This is a genomic window from Thermosynechococcus sp. M3746_W2019_013 (assembly GCF_015296045.1).
In the GTDB taxonomy this organism is placed as follows: Bacteria; Cyanobacteriota; Cyanobacteriia; order Thermosynechococcales; family Thermosynechococcaceae; genus Thermosynechococcus.
Genome location: NZ_DVDW01000043.1, coordinates 1 through 15,664, shown reverse-complemented (window position 1 = coordinate 15,664; position 15,664 = coordinate 1). Strand labels below are relative to the sequence as shown.

Annotated in this window: 18 protein-coding genes and 1 tRNA gene; 9 read left to right on the top strand and 10 right to left on the bottom strand. The window is 53.6% G+C overall.

The window, feature by feature from the left end:
* Positions 1-38: 38 nt before the first annotated feature.
* Complete coding sequence (locus IGQ16_RS08035) at positions 39-1,715, bottom strand: diguanylate cyclase (protein ID WP_024124159.1); 1,677 nt, start codon at positions 1,713-1,715, stop codon at positions 39-41.
* Between the two features lie 232 nt (positions 1,716-1,947).
* On the opposite strand from IGQ16_RS08035, the gene IGQ16_RS08030 reads away from it, so the two are divergent.
* Positions 1,948-3,024: a chlorophyll a/b binding light-harvesting protein gene (locus IGQ16_RS08030; protein WP_024124158.1), complete on the top strand. Its 1,077-nt coding sequence runs from the start codon at positions 1,948-1,950 to the stop codon at positions 3,022-3,024.
* A gap of 67 nt (positions 3,025-3,091) precedes the next feature.
* Here the strand turns inward: IGQ16_RS08030 and IGQ16_RS08025 are convergent, their stop codons facing one another.
* The 3 genes from IGQ16_RS08025 to IGQ16_RS08015 form a co-directional block, all read right to left on the bottom strand.
* Complete coding sequence (locus IGQ16_RS08025) at positions 3,092-3,310, bottom strand: hypothetical protein (protein ID WP_024124157.1); 219 nt, start codon at positions 3,308-3,310, stop codon at positions 3,092-3,094.
* A gap of 2 nt (positions 3,311-3,312) precedes the next feature.
* The gene (locus IGQ16_RS08020) at positions 3,313-3,966 is read right to left on the bottom strand and encodes a DUF3318 domain-containing protein (RefSeq protein WP_024124156.1); all 654 of its coding nucleotides are present in this window, start codon (positions 3,964-3,966) and stop codon (positions 3,313-3,315) included.
* 57 nt (positions 3,967-4,023) lie between these two features.
* Positions 4,024-4,097: transfer RNA gene (locus IGQ16_RS08015), tRNA-Pro, on the bottom strand.
* An 861-nt stretch (positions 4,098-4,958) separates the two neighbouring features.
* Here IGQ16_RS08015 and rsmD point away from each other — a divergent pair.
* The 4 genes from rsmD (at position 4,959) to IGQ16_RS07995 (ending at position 7,647) form a co-directional block, all read left to right on the top strand.
* Complete coding sequence (rsmD, locus tag IGQ16_RS08010) at positions 4,959-5,507, top strand: 16S rRNA (guanine(966)-N(2))-methyltransferase RsmD (RefSeq protein WP_024124155.1); 549 nt, start codon at positions 4,959-4,961, stop codon at positions 5,505-5,507.
* A 206-nt stretch (positions 5,508-5,713) separates the two neighbouring features.
* A complete protein-coding gene (locus tag IGQ16_RS08005) occupies positions 5,714-6,676 on the top strand; it encodes an aldo/keto reductase (protein WP_024124154.1) in 963 nt (320 codons plus the stop codon).
* 21 nt (positions 6,677-6,697) lie between these two features.
* The gene (locus IGQ16_RS08000) at positions 6,698-6,874 is read left to right on the top strand and encodes a hypothetical protein (protein WP_024124153.1); all 177 of its coding nucleotides are present in this window, start codon (positions 6,698-6,700) and stop codon (positions 6,872-6,874) included.
* Between the two features lie 2 nt (positions 6,875-6,876).
* Complete coding sequence (locus tag IGQ16_RS07995; protein WP_024124152.1) at positions 6,877-7,647, top strand: cobalt-precorrin-6A reductase; 771 nt, start codon at positions 6,877-6,879, stop codon at positions 7,645-7,647.
* On the opposite strand, the gene ilvD is transcribed toward IGQ16_RS07995, so the two are convergent.
* From ilvD to IGQ16_RS07980, 3 genes are read right to left on the bottom strand one after another with little or no spacing between them, the layout of a single operon-like run.
* Entirely contained in the window at positions 7,644-9,326 is a 1,683-nt protein-coding gene (gene ilvD / locus IGQ16_RS07990) for a dihydroxy-acid dehydratase (protein WP_297040590.1), read from the bottom strand. The two genes, IGQ16_RS07995 and ilvD, sit on opposite strands and share 4 nt — an antisense overlap.
* 41 nt (positions 9,327-9,367) lie before the next feature.
* Positions 9,368-10,345, bottom strand: coding sequence for a stage II sporulation protein M (locus IGQ16_RS07985; protein ID WP_024124150.1), 978 nt, complete (start codon positions 10,343-10,345; stop codon positions 9,368-9,370).
* Entirely contained in the window at positions 10,335-10,640 is a 306-nt protein-coding gene (locus IGQ16_RS07980) for a hypothetical protein (RefSeq protein WP_041428947.1), read from the bottom strand. The genes IGQ16_RS07985 and IGQ16_RS07980 overlap by 11 nt, the downstream gene beginning before the upstream one ends.
* 87 nt (positions 10,641-10,727) lie before the next feature.
* Between IGQ16_RS07980 and IGQ16_RS07975 the strand changes: the two genes are divergently transcribed.
* Positions 10,728-11,075, top strand: coding sequence for a hypothetical protein (locus IGQ16_RS07975; protein WP_024124148.1), 348 nt, complete (start codon positions 10,728-10,730; stop codon positions 11,073-11,075).
* Here IGQ16_RS07975 and mtnA read toward each other — a convergent pair.
* The 3 genes from mtnA to IGQ16_RS07960 form a co-directional block, all read right to left on the bottom strand.
* Positions 11,072-12,142, bottom strand: a complete 1,071-nt coding sequence (gene mtnA / locus IGQ16_RS07970) for an S-methyl-5-thioribose-1-phosphate isomerase (RefSeq protein WP_024124147.1) — start codon at positions 12,140-12,142, stop codon at positions 11,072-11,074. The genes IGQ16_RS07975 and mtnA overlap by 4 nt on opposite strands.
* A 93-nt stretch (positions 12,143-12,235) precedes the next feature.
* Entirely contained in the window at positions 12,236-13,195 is a 960-nt protein-coding gene (locus IGQ16_RS07965; protein ID WP_024124146.1) for an asparaginase, read from the bottom strand.
* A gap of 31 nt (positions 13,196-13,226) precedes the next feature.
* The gene (locus IGQ16_RS07960; RefSeq protein WP_024124145.1) at positions 13,227-13,718 is read right to left on the bottom strand and encodes a CGLD27 family protein; all 492 of its coding nucleotides are present in this window, start codon (positions 13,716-13,718) and stop codon (positions 13,227-13,229) included.
* A 184-nt stretch (positions 13,719-13,902) separates the two neighbouring features.
* Between IGQ16_RS07960 and IGQ16_RS07955 the strand changes: the two genes are divergently transcribed.
* The 3 genes from IGQ16_RS07955 to IGQ16_RS07945 all read left to right on the top strand — a co-directional run.
* Positions 13,903-14,517, top strand: coding sequence for a precorrin-8X methylmutase (locus IGQ16_RS07955; RefSeq protein ID WP_024124144.1), 615 nt, complete (start codon positions 13,903-13,905; stop codon positions 14,515-14,517).
* Positions 14,498-15,049 carry a ribosome maturation factor RimM gene (gene rimM / locus IGQ16_RS07950; RefSeq protein WP_024124143.1) on the top strand — a complete coding sequence of 184 codons (552 nt, stop codon included), beginning with the start codon at positions 14,498-14,500 and terminating at the stop codon, positions 15,047-15,049. Before IGQ16_RS07955 ends, rimM begins: the two co-directional genes overlap by 20 nt.
* 200 nt (positions 15,050-15,249) lie before the next feature.
* Positions 15,250-15,664, top strand: a 415-nt coding sequence (locus tag IGQ16_RS07945; RefSeq protein WP_297060968.1) for a translation initiation factor IF-2 N-terminal domain-containing protein, incomplete at its 3' end; no start/stop codon positions are given.

Below are 15,664 nucleotides of genomic sequence, written 5' to 3'. Positions count from 1 at the left end.
GAGTTTTACTGAGAATGAGCGTGCTCCTTTAGAATAGCTTATTCCTCTTGGGAGGAGGCATTGGCAAGTTCTGGGGGTATTTCCTTTAGGGCCGTCATAATTTGAGCACGTCCTGCTGCCTTAGCGGCATAGAGGGCATCATCTGCCGTCTTCACCAGTTGCACTAAGCTCTTTCCATGGGTGGGAAATTGACTAATACCCGCACTAAAACTCACCTTAAAGCTGTCATGGTTGGGGGCATGGAAGGTGTGATTCCGCAATCGCTGTAAACAGATAGCAAGGCGGTGCTTGGCCACCTCAAGGGAAATGCCATACAACGCAATTAAAAATTCCTCGCCGCCCCAGCGAGCGACAACATCCTCCATGCGCAGGGACTGGCGCAACATCCGAGCGGTAGTCACCAATACCTGATCGCCGACATCGTGACCGTAGGTATCATTGATGCGTTTGAAATAATCCAAATCTAAAACGGCAATGCAAAGGGTTTGCTGTTGGCGGCTGGCAAGGGTTAAAAAGCGTTCAATGTCTTCTGTGGCTTTACGCCGATTGCTGAGTCCTGTGAGGGGATCGACCTCTGCTAAGCGTTTCAGAAGGCGGGTACGCTCTAGGCGGTTGATGATCCGCGTTATCAGCTCAGGACCAGCAATGGGTTTACTGACAAAATCATCAGCACCGGCGGCAAAGAGTTGGTTCACCAGCGCCGGGTCAGTGGTTGCCGTAAGAAAGAGGATAGGGAGCTGATTCCAACGGGGATCATTGCGCACAACTTGGCAGAGTTCTAGGCCGTTGATGCCCGGCATTTGGACATCGAGAATCACCAATTCGGGGGTGGTGGTCTCTAGCACATCCCAAAATTGATCGGGATCTTGAAGTGAGGTGACGCTCATTCCCCAAGGTTCCAAGAGGCGTTTCAGGATGGCCAGGGTGACGGCATCATCGTCCACAGCCAGAATGCTGGCGGAGGTCATCTCTTGGGGCTGGAGTAACTGTTCGAGGGTTTGCAACAGCCGCTCGACATCAACGGGCTTACTCAGGGTCATCCGCGAGCCAAGGCGAATAGCCGCCAAGCGATCGCGCCACGTGTCACGGGCAGTAAACACGAGTGCGGGGATGGGCGGACGATGTTGGCGCAATTGCTGCAAAAACTCGCGGGTAGTCACTTTATCGGGCATTACTTCCGGATTGAGAATGACAGCATTGGGCCAGCACTCCTGCAGAAAGGTATTGACGACGGGCCAGCTATCTATGGCCACATAGCGAAAACCACTATCGGCAGAATGCTCCTCAAGGGAACGGATTAAGTCAGTGTCGTTGTCAATGTGAAGGACAAGGGGCAGGCCAGAATCGCGGTTCTGCTCAGGCTTAGAGGTGGCGATCGCACTGAGGAGTTGCTGGACGATTTCAAGGAGTGCTGCTGGGGAGCAGGGATAGCGACAATAAATGACTTGGGTATCTGGCTGGGTTGGCCAATCTTGGCCCGTGAGGATCAAAATAGGTTCCTGAAATCCGCGATCGCGCACTTTCTGGCAAAAGACCTCAACTGTTGTGCCCAAATGGGACTCATCCACAATCAAGAGGTGGTAGCGACGACTGGCTAGTAAGCTCCAGAGGTCCTCGGATCGGGCAACCACATCCACCCGATGATCGGCAGTGGTTAGGATCGAGACCAATGTGGCCGCCGTTGCCACATTCTCGTGATAAAGCAAAATGGCCATACCTAACCGCCAAGTACCTGTCGCTACTACTCTACTGCCTTACCTGCCTATTGCTCAACCTTCTGAAAGGAGAATGCCCCTAGCCATTAGTTACATATCTTTATATTTGCATTCTTGTTAGATGCTACTAATTCTCAATAAACCTGCTATAGTAAACCTAGGTTTGTTGAGATTAATGCTCAATAAATCCCAATGTTGACGTCCAATCTATTTATCAACAAAGGAGGACAGGATGGCGATCGCCAGTGAATCTCCAACCCCTGTGATGGCTGCCGGCTTACAAACCTACGGTCAAGCCAACGTCAAGTATGATTGGTGGGCCGGTAATGCCCGATTTGTAAACCTCTCAGGGTTATTCATTGCCGCCCATGTGGCACAGGCAGCTCTGACCGTATTCTGGGCCGGCGCCTTTACGCTTTACGAAATTTCCCAATACAACCCCAATCTGCCTATGGGAGAACAGGGCCTGATTTTGCTGCCCCATCTAGCAACCTTGGGGTTTGGCATCGGCGAGGAGGGTAAAGTGGTGGATTTGTACCCCTACTTTGTGATTGGGGCAGTGCATCTGATTTCCTCTGCTGTCCTAGGGGCCGGTGCGCTCTTTCATACCTTTCGTGCCCCCCATGATCTCAGTACAGCCACTGGTCGGGCCCGTCGCTTCCACTTCCGCTGGGATGATCCAAAACAACTGGGCATTATTTTAGGACATCATCTGCTCTTTTTGGGGTTCGGTGCCCTGCTGTTGGTTCTCAAAGCAACCATCTGGGGTGGGTTGTACGATGCCAATTTGCAAACGGTACGCCTTGTAGCGCAGCCCACGTTGGATCCCTTTGTTATCTATGGCTACCAAACCCACTTTGCCAGCATTAATAGTTTGGAAGACCTAGTGGGAGGGCATATCTACATTGCCATTTTGCTAATTGCAGGTGGCATTTGGCACATTCTTGTACCGCCGTTGGCTTGGGCACGGAAGGTGCTGATGTTTAATGCTGAAGCAATTCTCTCCTATTCACTTGGGGGAATTGCCTTGGCGGGGTTTGTGGCCGCCTACTTCTGTGCAGTGAATACACTCGCCTATCCGGTCGCGTTTTATGGACCACCCCTAGAAGTCAAGCTGGGAATTGCGCCCTACTTCGCAGACACCATTGAATTGCCCCTTGGCCAACATACTCCCCGTGCGTGGCTAGCCAATGCCCACTTCTTCCTTGCTTTTTTCTTCCTACAGGGTCACCTTTGGCACGCCCTGCGAGCCATGGGATTTAATTTCAAGGAGTTGGAAACTTTTCTCAGTCCAGCTATTGAAAATTAATTTCAATAAATTCCTGTTAGCTACCCTCCTATCCTCGATCGTCCTGATCGAGGTTTTTTGGCGTCACTTAGGGAAGACTGTCATTCCCTTGGGAGCGTTGGACACCCCTGAGCTGTCGTCCCATCTGCGGCAAGAAGAAAAGCAAAAAGGCAATTTGAGCCGTAAAGACCCAGCCATAGTACCGCAGCACTGGATGTAAATCCCACTGGGCCATAAATCCTAGACTGGCCACTGTCCACAGGAGAATGATTATTGGCAGCAGCCGTTGGCGTTTTGGGCGAGCCATGACTAGGAGCCTGCTGGAGTGTCGTTTTGCATGGCCTGCATGCGAGCCTTGGCTTTAGCCGCGCTCTTCTTCAGGGCCTGCAGACGCAGCTCATAGCGTTTGCGTTGGCGGCGATTGGGGGCCTGCTCGATCAAAAGCTTGAGGGCACTGCCAAGGCTTTTGTAGGCATTGGGCAATTCATAGCCGAAGCGGGTGGCGAGGGCGATCGCTCGCTCATCAGCGGCAATAGCTTCCTTGAGAACCTTTTCGCCATTATTGCGCTGGTAAAGCCGCCAGCCCGAAAAGCCACACAGCCCAAGGGCAAGGAGCAGCAGCAAGCCATCCTGTACCCAAAGTTCTCCCACGGCACCCCCCAGGCCAATCGCCAGTGCCGCCATTTCCCAGCCATCGCGAGGAATCGTGTCATTTTGAATGCGGGCAACCTCGTGCCAAAAGAGGAGGTTGCGCTGATCCTTGGCCAATTGATCCCAACGTGCTAAATCAATTTGAATTTCCACCTCATCCTTGCCAATTTCCTCGCAGGTAATGAGGGGAGGATTCACCCCACTTGCTGGTTCGATCATCACCCAGCTTTGCAGCTCTGGCGGCAAGAGAGACTTGAGACGACGCAATTCTGCTAAATCAGAACGGGCAACTGAGGATGCAGCCGAGGTCATAGCACAACACAATCCTAGGGTATTTCTTACCTATCTTAACAGTTGTGTGCTGACCGATCGGGATGACAGGATTTGAACCTGCGACCCCTTCGTCCCGAACGAAGTGCGCTACCAAGCTGCGCTACATCCCGATAACTTATCTAAGATAGCATTTGCTGGCTTTTTCCTCAATTGAGCAGGGGAGATTGTGCAGCAAGGAAATTTAGGCCAACTTTAGTCCATTATTCGAGTTAGGGCAGCTAAAACTCGCTCTAGGAAAAGCTTTGAGAAATTTGCTCTATTGCGGCACCCACAATCGGTCAACCGAGATCAGTCAAGCACGTCAGATGCGCTGCTTTAGACTCTCTTACGATCGCCGGCTCCTGCCTCTACAGCGGAGCTCAAGGCAGTACAGCTTCAGCAGGATAACCGACCGCGAAGGCAGAAGAGCATCCCCCCTCTCAAGGGGGCTCAGAGTTTGAGATCACCTTAGATCGAGGGTTTGCCTTGATTCGTTTGGGTCCCTACCCCTAAGACAGCTCTAGTCCGCCAGCCAGGCCCTCCTGTTCCGATTCCTTTGGCCCCTTCCCGAAGAGTATCTCTTATGAGATTTTTAATTTCATTAAAAGACTTGTTATAAGTTTAATTATCTTATTTGAGATATTAAATTCTTACCAACGCGGGCGTTGGTTCTCTGGAGGAACAACAGTGTTTTGCCTGAATCAAACTGAATGGTTGGGTTGGCGCAGTAGAGTCTTTTGCTGATGGAGCTGATGGATCGGGTCACTGACCACTGTGTCCAAATCAAAGCAGCCACGACAATGAAGTCAGCACCCTCCCCCTAGAAAACAGGTGTCACTTGAGAAAGTGTCATGTGCCGCTCTACAGGTTCCCAGACCCTCAGAGTATTGTTGAGTTAGTGAGGAGTGATTCGCAAACAAAAGTCCTAGGGTCGAAACACGGCAAGACTCCTAGGGCTTTTTATTTTGGGCTAAAGCCGTTACCTTAAAAATATGCCTTTGCGAATTTCGGGCCAGCGATCGCTCAAAACCCTTCCCGGTCACAGTACCCGTCCCACAAGTGCCAAAGTTCGCCAAGCGATTTTCAATATCTGGCAGGGTCGCCTCCAAGGATGTGGCTGGCTAGATTTGTGTGCTGGTACCGGTGCAATGGGGGCGGAAGCCCTACTGCGCGGTGCCCAGTGGGTGGTTGGTATTGAACAGTCTCCCCAAGCCTGCCAAGTCATCCGTGAAAACTGGTCAGCCCTTGCCCAACCCCATCAGCACACCCTGGTTTTGCGGGGGGATGTGCGCCAGAAGCTGCCTCAAGTCCCTATTCTCCAGTTTGAGTTTATTTACTTTGACCCCCCCTACAATAGTGATTTATATCTACCCGTTCTCCAGTTGCTTTGGCAGGAGGAGCGTCTCAGTCCTAAGGGGGAAATTGCCGTTGAGTGTCGCACAAAAAATCCACCAGATTTAGAGGCGATTCTGGCGATCGGCTGGCAGCAGCAACGCATTAAAACCTATGGCAGCACAATGGTCATTTTCTTGAGCCGTTAGAACGATGAGCGGCTTTTAGCCCCCACCACTAGTCCCTGAAAAAGCTCTATCAGTTGCAGGAAAGTGCGGATCGCGGTAGAGTGACGATGGAGTTTTGCACAACAGGATTGTCATTACTACAGTTCGGGGCAACTACATCATCAACTTGTTACACCATTCACCCTATCCCCCCAAAACTCCTACTGTTGGGCTGATTCAATGATGGTATGCAAACCCGTTCCCTTGGTCGCACAGAGATTCAAATCACACCCCTGATTCTTGGCACGTGGCAAGCGGGCAAACGTTGGTGGGTTGGCATTGAAGATGAAGAGTCCATTCGCACCATTCGTGCTGCTGTCGAAGCAGGGATGACCACCATTGATACGGCTGAAGTCTATGGGGAGGGTCATTCAGAGCGGATTGTGGCTGCAGCCGTGGGAGACTTGCGCGATCGCTGTGTCTATGCGACGAAAGTCTTCGCCAACCACTTGCGCTACAAAGACGTGATTGCCGCCTGCGAGCGATCGCTCCGTAACCTCAACACCGACTACATTGATCTCTACCAAATCCACTGGCCCGCCGGTTCCTTTGGCTCAGAAATCGTGCCCATTGAGGAAACCATGCAGGCGATGGTGGAGTTGCAAGCTGCCGGCAAAATTCGTGCTATTGGTGTCTCCAACTTCTCCCGTGCCCAACTGGCTGAGGCAATGCAGTATGGGCGCATTGAGAGCGTCCAGCCCCCTTATTCCCTCTTTTGGCGCTGGGCAGAAGCAGAATTAATTCCTTTTTGTATTGAGCATGAGATGACGGTTTTGGCCTACTCGCCCCTTGCCCAAGGGCTGCTGACGGGGCGCTTTGGTCCGGGTCACCAGTTTGAACCCGAAGATAACCGCTCTAAAAACCAACTCTTTCAAGGGGAAACCTATGCCCGTGCCCTTGAAGCGATTGAGTTGATGAAACCCATTGCCACCAGTTTAGGCACAACGGTAGGGAACTTGGCATTGGCTTGGCTCCTGCATCAGCCCCAAACCTGTGCCATTGTCGGTGCCCGCCATCCAGAACAAGTCCTGGAAAATATCAAAGCGGCGGATCTGCAGTTGGATAGGTCCATCTTGGCCATGCTGGATGAAATTAGCCAGCCAGTCATTGCCACCTTGGACCCAAAGAATCCAGTAATGTGGAAGTGGTAGTTCAGATTCAGCGCTGTGTTTATGGAACTCCTTGGTTTTGCCATTATTGTCCTCTACCTCCTTATTGCACTGCGCTTTTGGCAGGGTTTTCATCGCACCTACTACACCCAATCCCGCTTTGTCCTCAGTGTGCTCTGGTTGCCGCTGCTGTTGAATAAGTCCTACCGTCAGAACTTTCGCCGTGCCCTCCTAGGATAGGTGTGGCTTTCTCCCTGTGGTTAATTGGCGGTACTCAAGAGAGCCGCTGGATTACTGAGTGCATCGTTGGCTATGGCATCCGCTGCTGGGTAACCGTGACTACCCCTGAGGCCTGCCATCTCTATGCCCCCCATCCCCTCCTACACTGCCATGTTGAGCGCTTTACCCCCCAGGGCGCCCGTGAGTTTATCCGGCAGTGCTCTATTCAAGCAGTTGTAGATGCCTCCCACCCCTTTGCGGTGGAAATTTCTACCCTGGCTGTGGCCATAAGCCAAGAGCTGAGGTTACCCTACCTGCGCTTTGAACGCCCAGAGTCTGCCCACACAACTGGTCTGGTTACGGATTTGCCATCCCTGCTGTGCAGCAATCTCTTGGTGGGTGAGCGGGTATTGCTGACCCTAGGGGTCAAGCATTTAGCGGCCTTTGCGCCCCTTCAGGGGCAGGCGACCCTCTTTGCGCGGATTCTGCCCACGGTGACAGCCTTAGAAACTGCCTTGGCGGTGGGGTTCGATCGCCAGCGGTTAGTTGCCATTTTCCCCCCTGTGTCGCGGGAGCTAGAGCGTGCCCTCTGGCAACAGTGGCAAATTACAACGGTGGTCACCAAGGCCTCGGGTACCGCGAGTGAGCAGATCAAGCAAACCCTTGCCCAGGAACTGCAGGTGAAGCTGATTACACTGCAACGTCCGCCCATGGTTTATCCCCGGCAAACGAGCGATCGCGCTGGCATCGAGGCCTTTTTGCAAGAACTTTTGCAAGAACTGTCTCGTTCCTAGACAAAGCGATCAGTCACCGCCCCCAGGCTACTCGAAGACACTAGTTTGGCATATTTGGCCAACACACCACGGGTATAGCGAGGGGCAGGGGGCTGCCATTTAGCCCGCCGCGCCGCCAGTTCTTCCTCACTGACATTGAGTTGTAGGAGCCGCCGATGGGCATCAATGGTAATCGAGTCTCCCTCCTCCACAAGGGCGATCGTCCCACCAACTGCCGCTTCCGGCGCCACATGACCGACGACCATGCCATAGGTGCCTCCCGAAAAGCGACCATCGGTAATGAGGCCAACACTATCCCCTAAACCCGCGCCAATAATGGCAGAGGTGGGAGCCAGCATTTCCCGCATCCCCGGACCACCGACGGGGCCTTCATAGCGAATGACAATGACATCGCCGGGGTTGATCTTGCCCGCCAGAATGGCGTCAAGGCAGGCTTCCTCGGAGTCAAAGACGCGGGCAGGCCCGGTAATTTGGGGATTTTTCACCCCGGAGATTTTGGCCACAGCACCCTCGCTGGCTAAATTGCCCTTGAGAATGGCCAGGTGACCCGTGGCATACAAAGGTTGATCAAAAGGACGAATCACATCTTGGTTGGGGTCGGGGGTATCGGGCACATCCCGCAGCCGCTCGGCAATGGTTTCTCCAGTAATCGTTAGGCAATCCCCGTGGAGCAATCCGGCATTGAGGAGCATTTTCATGACTTGGGGAATGCCCCCTGCCCGATGTAGATCCGCAGTGACGTATTTACCCGAGGGCTTGAGGTCGCAGAGGACAGGCACCCGCTGGCGAATGGTTTCAAAATCATCAATGGTCAAGGGGACCTCGGCACTGTGGGCGATCGCCAGAAAATGCAGCACTGCATTTGTGGATCCCCCCACAGCCATAATCACACTGATGGCATTTTCAATGGATTTGCGGGTAATAATGTCACGGGGGCGGATATTTTTGCGGATTGCCTCCACTAGCACCTTGCCCGCCAACTCAGTACTGTCAGCTTTTTCGGCATCCTCCGCCGTCATCGTTGAGGAATACATTAAACTCATGCCCATTGCCTCAAAAGCCGAGGACATTGTATTTGCTGTGAACATTCCGCCACAGGAACCTGCCCCCGGACAGGCATGGTGTTCAATGGCATGGAGCGTTGCTTCATCCATTTTGCCGGCACTAAACTGACCCACGGCTTCAAAGGCGCTGACAACCGTAAGGTCTTGACCCTGCCAATGACCGGGCTTAATCGTACCCCCATAGACAAAAATGGCCGGAATGTTCATCCGTGCCATGGCAATCATCGCGCCGGGCATATTCTTGTCACAGCCACCGATCGCCAGCACCCCATCCATACTTTGGGCATTACAGACAGTCTCAATCGAATCAGCAATCACATCCCGCGAGACCAAGGAGTATTTCATCCCTTCAGTGCCCATGGAAATACCATCGCTGACCGTAATTGTGCCAAACAACTGCGGCATCCCTCCCGCGGCACGAATTCCTGCTTCGGCGCGACTGGCAAGGGCAGCAATCCCCATATTGCAGGGAGTAATTGTGCTGTGGGCACTGGCCACCCCAACTATGGGCTTGTTAAAATCCTCGTCGCCAAAACCCACAGCTCGCAGCATGGCTCGGTTGGGGGTGCGTTGAATGCCTTCTGTAATGATGCGACTGCGCCAATTTTCTGCCATAGTGTTCTCGCGATCGGCCTAAACGTCAATAAAGCATTTTTCTATTTTCTCTCACCTGTGGGCGATCGCTCTATGGGCCAAGCCAAATAAAACACTAAAGCAGCAAACAAACCGAGACCGGAAAGATACTTCACACTGTTGGGAATCAGCGGATTGGGCGACCAAAAGCCCTCAATCATAGCCGCAATCACCAGCAGTGGCACAATTCCAAACATGAGTTGCGCCGCCAAGGCACCATTGCGTTTCAAGGCCCTAAGGCGAGGGTAGCGCCCTGGCAAGAGAATTGCCTGCCCCAGCAACAGACCGGCCGCCCCCGCCAAAAAAATCGCGGGCAACTCTAAGGCACCATGGGGACTGACAAACGCCCAAAAGGGATACGCTAGGTTGTTTTGCGCCACAAGGGCAGCGATCCCCCCAATGTGCAGACCGTTGTTCCAAAGGATGTAGAGGGTTCCCAGGCCGCCCAGGATGCCTCCCGCGACCATTGCCAAAGCCACACTCAGGTTATTCGTCAGAATGGCACTGGAGGCCAAGGGCTCAATCCCCACAATTGATCCCATCCACAGCTTGCCCTCCTTTTCCACGACGGAGAGGATGTCTGGGGGCACCAGCAGTTCCAAAAACTGGCGATCGCGCCACCCATACCACCAAGCGATCGCGGCGGCCACCAGAAACACCCCCAAGGCCAAGGCCGTATAGACCCATGTTTGCTGCACAACCGCCGGGAAGCCCCGCTGCAAAAAACACCACACCTTGCGCCCATCGTGGGAGTGCTGACCCTGATAGATCTGACTGTAGCTTCGCAAGGTGAGACCCTGCAAATAGTTGACAATGCCACTGCCTAGGCGGCGAGTTTTTGCCCGCGCCAAATCAGCACTGACAAGGCGGTACAACTGACTGAGGCGGCGAATTTCCGCTGCTGACCAGCCCTGAATTCCCTCAATTTCGGCACGGTTGAGCAGTTGTTCTAGCTCTAGCCACTGGGGCTCCTGCCGGATTAGCCAGCGTTCAACATTCATCGGGATCGGATGCCTCTTGAACTAGCCCCAAAAAGGACTCTAGACGCCTACGGGGAATGTAGGGCCAGCCGCCATTGGTTTCAATATCCCGCAGCAGTTTATAGAGGGCTTGGCGATTGGTGGGCAACGCTGCCTGAAACTGATTGTCACAAATTTCACGGTGCAATTGCTCTAAAAGTCGCAGCAGTGCCAACAGATCATGGACATTTCCATTGGCTTGGGCCGCTGCCATACGGATACGTTCAGCCAGGGCATTGAGGTCGGTGGTGGTCAACGGAGAGGGCGAGGAAATCATTTTTTCTATAGAGGTTTTTGAACTAAGAATAACGATGTTTTAGCACAGTTGCTACGATCGTGTTAGCAAAGAAAGAGGTTTTTGACAATGTTGCGGACCCATGTCGCCCTTGTGGGGGCAGCCACCTTGAGCCTAGGTCTAGCGATCGCTCCCCCGGCCTTTGCAGAACAGGAGGTGGAAGTTGCTCGCGACAGTAAGGGCCATGTTTACACCGTTGATATGGATTCCCGTCGGTTCTATACCAATCAAAATGGCATTGTCCAAGTAGATTTTCACCTCTCGACCCGTGGAGATGACTATTGGCACCCGGCAACCGCCTCCTGCGACCCCTACGATGTGAAAAGTGAGTACTACGGTTGGGAGTGGGACGGTAGCCAAAGTTATCCTCCGGGCACAATCGGCGGTGACATTGCCCGGGCGGTTTGCCATAATTAGTCGGGGCTTGCAGCGCCGATGGCTTGGGCCAGCTCGGCGGGGGCAAAAACCCCCTTCTCGGTGATAATGCCGCTAATGAGGGAAGCCGGTGTAACATCAAAGGCCGGATTGTAGAAATCCACCCCCGCAGGCGTAATACGGCTAAACCCCACCTGATAAATTTCTTGGGGATGCCGCTCCTCAATGGGAATTGCGGCCCCAGTGGCAATGTTGGTGTCAATTGTCGAAAGGGGCGCGGCAACAAAGAAAGGAATGCTGTGGGCCCGGGCGGCCAGGGCAACGCTGTAGGTGCCAATTTTGTTGGCGGTATCTCCATTCAGGGCAATGCGATCCGCCCCTACCACCACCGCATCAATCATCCCCCGCTGCATACAGTGGGCGGCCATGGTATCAGCAATCAGAGTGACAGGAATGCCCTCTTGGACACATTCCCAAGCAGTTAATTTGGCTCCCTGAAGCCGGGGCCGGGTTTCATCGGCATAGACCCGCTCTAAGCGACCCGCCGCCCAAGCGGCACGAACCACCCCTAAGGCTGTTCCATAGCCTGCTGTCGCTAGGGCCCCCGCATTGCAGTGGGTAAGGAGGCGCAATTTCTCGGGAGTTTTCGGCAGAACCTTAAGGCCGTTTTCACCAATGGCTTGACAGGCTTGCACATCTTCCTGGGCAATGGTTTGTGCAGTTTCAAGGAGGTGTTGCTGAAGTTCCCCAAGGGTGGCTGTGGGCTGTTGGGCTGCTCCTAGCATGCGATCAATGGCCCAAAATAAATTCACTGCCGTCGGCCGGGTTTGGCGCAATTCCGAAGCAATATTCTCAAGGTGGGCTAAGAAGCCCTCGCGATCGCTGCCCCTGTATTCCCGCGCTCCCAAAACCATGCCAAACGCTGCTGCCACACCAATTGCTGGTGCGCCCCGGACAATCATCGTCCGAATGGCGGTGGCCATCTCCGCTGCGGTGGTGATGTCCTTGAGTTCATACTGTTCTGGCAAGCGGGTTTGATCAATTAATTGCACGCGATCGCCCGCCCACACCACAGGAAAGATGGTTCCGACATTTGCTGTGACAGCCACAACAGCCTCCGTAGGTGCATCTAAATTGACTACTCATCATCGCCTAGGGTAAAAATTCATTTTAACCATTAGCCCGCGGCAACCAATCAACCCCTAGGCAAAGGTCAGTTCACCATTGACCTCGAGGCGGGTAAATGGGTTGGGAATTAGAAACTGCTCCCCCAAGGCCTCCGCCACACTGGGGGTAATCCAGCCGAGTTGCTTCAACAGTTGAATGGCAACGGCGTATTTGGCACGCTGGGCACCGTCACTGACCTTGATGGCTAATCCCATGCCTTCCCCCACACGCCCCACACATTGAATCCCCTCAGCCCCAGACTTACTGAGAATTTCCCCCTCCGTGAGGCGCATCAGCTCACTATCAAAGGCACCGGGGCCTGCAACAAAATCAGGGTGGTGGGTCATGGCACGAACCACGCGCTCCATTGCCCAGTCATTGCCAGAGGCGAGTTGGCCATAAAGGGTAGCCATCTGCACCAGTTGCATTAAGTAGGTGGGCGCCCCACAGTCGTCGTGGGCACAGATAAACTCGGCGGCGGGCATCTTCAGCAGTTCCGCCACCTTGGCGAGGATGAGCGTTTGAACGGGGTGATTTTTGTGGAGATAGCTTGCCAATGGCCAATTGCGCCGTTGACAAACCGCTAGCATCCCCGCGTGTTTACCCGAACAGTTGTGCTGAAGTGCCCCTTGGCGACCGGGGGGAACGGGACATTGCAAGGCGGTGGGATCCACATCGGCACGCCAAAGGATGTTAAAGACTTGGCGCACTTGCTCAATACGACCTTGGTGGGAGCTGCAGATAATCGCAAGGTCGCGATCGCTCAAATCAAACCGCTCCATTGTTCCCGTTGTCGTCACTGCCAAGGCTTGAAAGGGCTTGAGGGCAGAGCGGATAAAAGCAGCGGTTTCAGCATTTCCCGCAAGGGCAAGAATCCGTCCCCGGGCATCACAGACAACGGCATGGACATGGTGGCGCGACTCAACAATCCCTTCCCGCAGTAAGTAAACATCGAGGGCAGGAGCTTGGGTGCGTTTGGACATCGGTTCGGTCATGCGGGTAAGTGAGCAACAATATCGGCAGCAGCTACAGGAGTGCCCAACCAAGGGCAAGTCCCAAAGAAAAGATCACAAGCGCTAAAAATGTCACCTGTAACCGTTGCAAAATCGGGCGCAACTCGTAGGTATAGATCAGGCGATCTTGAGTCAATTCAGCTTCGGGTTTTTGCCATTCTTGACCATCATACCAACCCGTTTCTTCATAAACCACGGTGGGACGTTGCAGGCGATCGCCCACGTAGGCCCAACCCAACACAAGGCGCAAAAGAATGAGTAACAACAGGAAATTGGCTCCTACAGCAGCGGCCAAGAAGGTGTGAAGGGGTGCTTCTTTTAGAGAAAAGCTGGCGATCGCCACCGGTCCACTGACTAGCCAAGCCATCCCCCACAGCAGCAGCAAACGCCGTTGAAAACGCGGCCGCGGCCAACTCGACCATTCAAAAAACCAAGAGGCTTTGAGGTCACGATATTCGTTAATTGGTCGCTGATCTGCCGGAACAGGACAGAGACTCTGAGACACAGTGGCACAAGTTTAAGGACGCTGTTTCCAGCATACCAGTCTCGCTGAAATCGTGGATCGCCCCAGTGTGCATGAAATTGGGCGATCGCCCCTTACACTAGAGGATGGCAATCCCACCCTGCGTCTAGTGGGGAAACCTTTGCTGCTATATTGATTATTCCCTAATTCCCTTGCGGCACCTTGGATGGAATGGCACCATTTTGATGTTGCGCAGTTACGCCTGATTGACCAGCTGCTGGCTGGGCATCACCTGAGTCCAGCCCAGTACGATATTACACGCCGTGTGATTTATGCAACGGGGGATTTAGAATACCTGAATTTGATTGTCTATTCAGAGCAGGCTCTGCAATCTGGTGTGGCTGCCCTTGCTGCTCATACCCCGATTGTGGTGGATGTAACGATGGTACAGGTGGGGGTGCTCTCCTACACCCAAAACACCTTTGGCAATCCCATTTACTGTGGGGCAGAAACCTTCACCCGGCCGCAGCAGGAAAAATCTCGCATTGCCTTTGGTATTGAAACCTTGGCACGACGGCATCCCACGGCTATTTTTGTTCTCAGTAGTGATCATTCAGCCCTAGAACCCCTCCTGACTTTAGTGGAGGCTCAGGAAATTCGCCCCGCCTTAATTATTGACGCTGCCCCCAATTTTCTCCCCCCCACCTTGGATCGCCTGCAAAACTCTTGGGTACCCCACATTGCCATTAAGGGTTGCAAGGGGGGCGTGAGCGTTGCCACAGCAATTATGAACGGTTTACTGAAGTTGGCTTGGACGGCCTATGGTGACCCCCTTCCCTGAGGTGAATGAGTGGCTCTGTATTGGTCAAATCGTTGGTGCCCACGGCCTGCGGGGCGAGGTCAAAGTCAAGCCCTTTAGTGATTTTCCCGAACGCTTTACAGTGGCTGGTTGCCGTTGGTTGCGATCGCCCCGCCAGCCCCAGCCCTATACGGTTACCCTCCTACGGGGCCGATTTTTACCCCGTGCCGAACAGTTTGTGGTTACCTTTGCCGAAATTAGCGATCGCACCGCAGCGGAGGCGCTCAAGGGGGCAGAAATTTTAGTCCCCGCCAGCGATCGCCCACCCCTTGCGGCCAATGAATACCACCTCATGGATCTGATTGGACTGGCGGTCTATCACCAAGGTAAGCGGGTTGGCGAAGTAGTGGGCTTGGTCAATGCGGGCAATGACCTACTGGAAGTGCAGTTACTCGACCCTGCCCCAGCAGCCCCCCAATCGGTGTATATTCCCTTTGTCCCAGCCATCGTCCCGGTGGTTGATCTGGCAGCCCGAAGAATTGAAATTGATCCCCCCTTAGGGCTGTTGCCCTGATCAATCCCTACCAAAATCGTTAATAATAGGAATACTTGTATTTTTGTAGTCCCGACTCTTGAGATTATTGTTCAGTGAGCTGCCCCAACCCATCCCTTAAAGTCCCCTAATTCCACCTTGACGGTAGTCTTGACCTAGGCGAGCGCGATCGCCCTACCGTTTGCCCCTTCATAGAGATTTCAGAGCCTTTGAGAGACAGCATGAGTATTGGTAAAGTCCGCATCTATGACCTATCAAAAGAACTTAACCTAGATAATCGCGATTTATTGGCGATCTGTGAACAATTGGGGATTCCCTATAAAAGCCACAGCAGCACAATTTCCGATGCCGATGCCGATCGCATTCGCGACGCTGCTAAAACCTACCAACCCCATAGTGCCTCTCCCCATAAAGTTTCAAAAACACTGCCCCCTGTGAAGAAAGCCCCAGCCCCCCAAAAAACGCAGCAAATTGTTGCTGTGCACAGCCAAACCCGCTCTGAAATACCAGAAGCGCCCAAGCCCCAATTACAACAGCCCCCCGCTCGCCCCCAGGCGCCTACGCGGCCTACCCCCCCTGCGCCCGTTGCCACGAAGCCAGTGGAACCTGTGGCTCCCAAGCCCCCTGCCCCCCCCC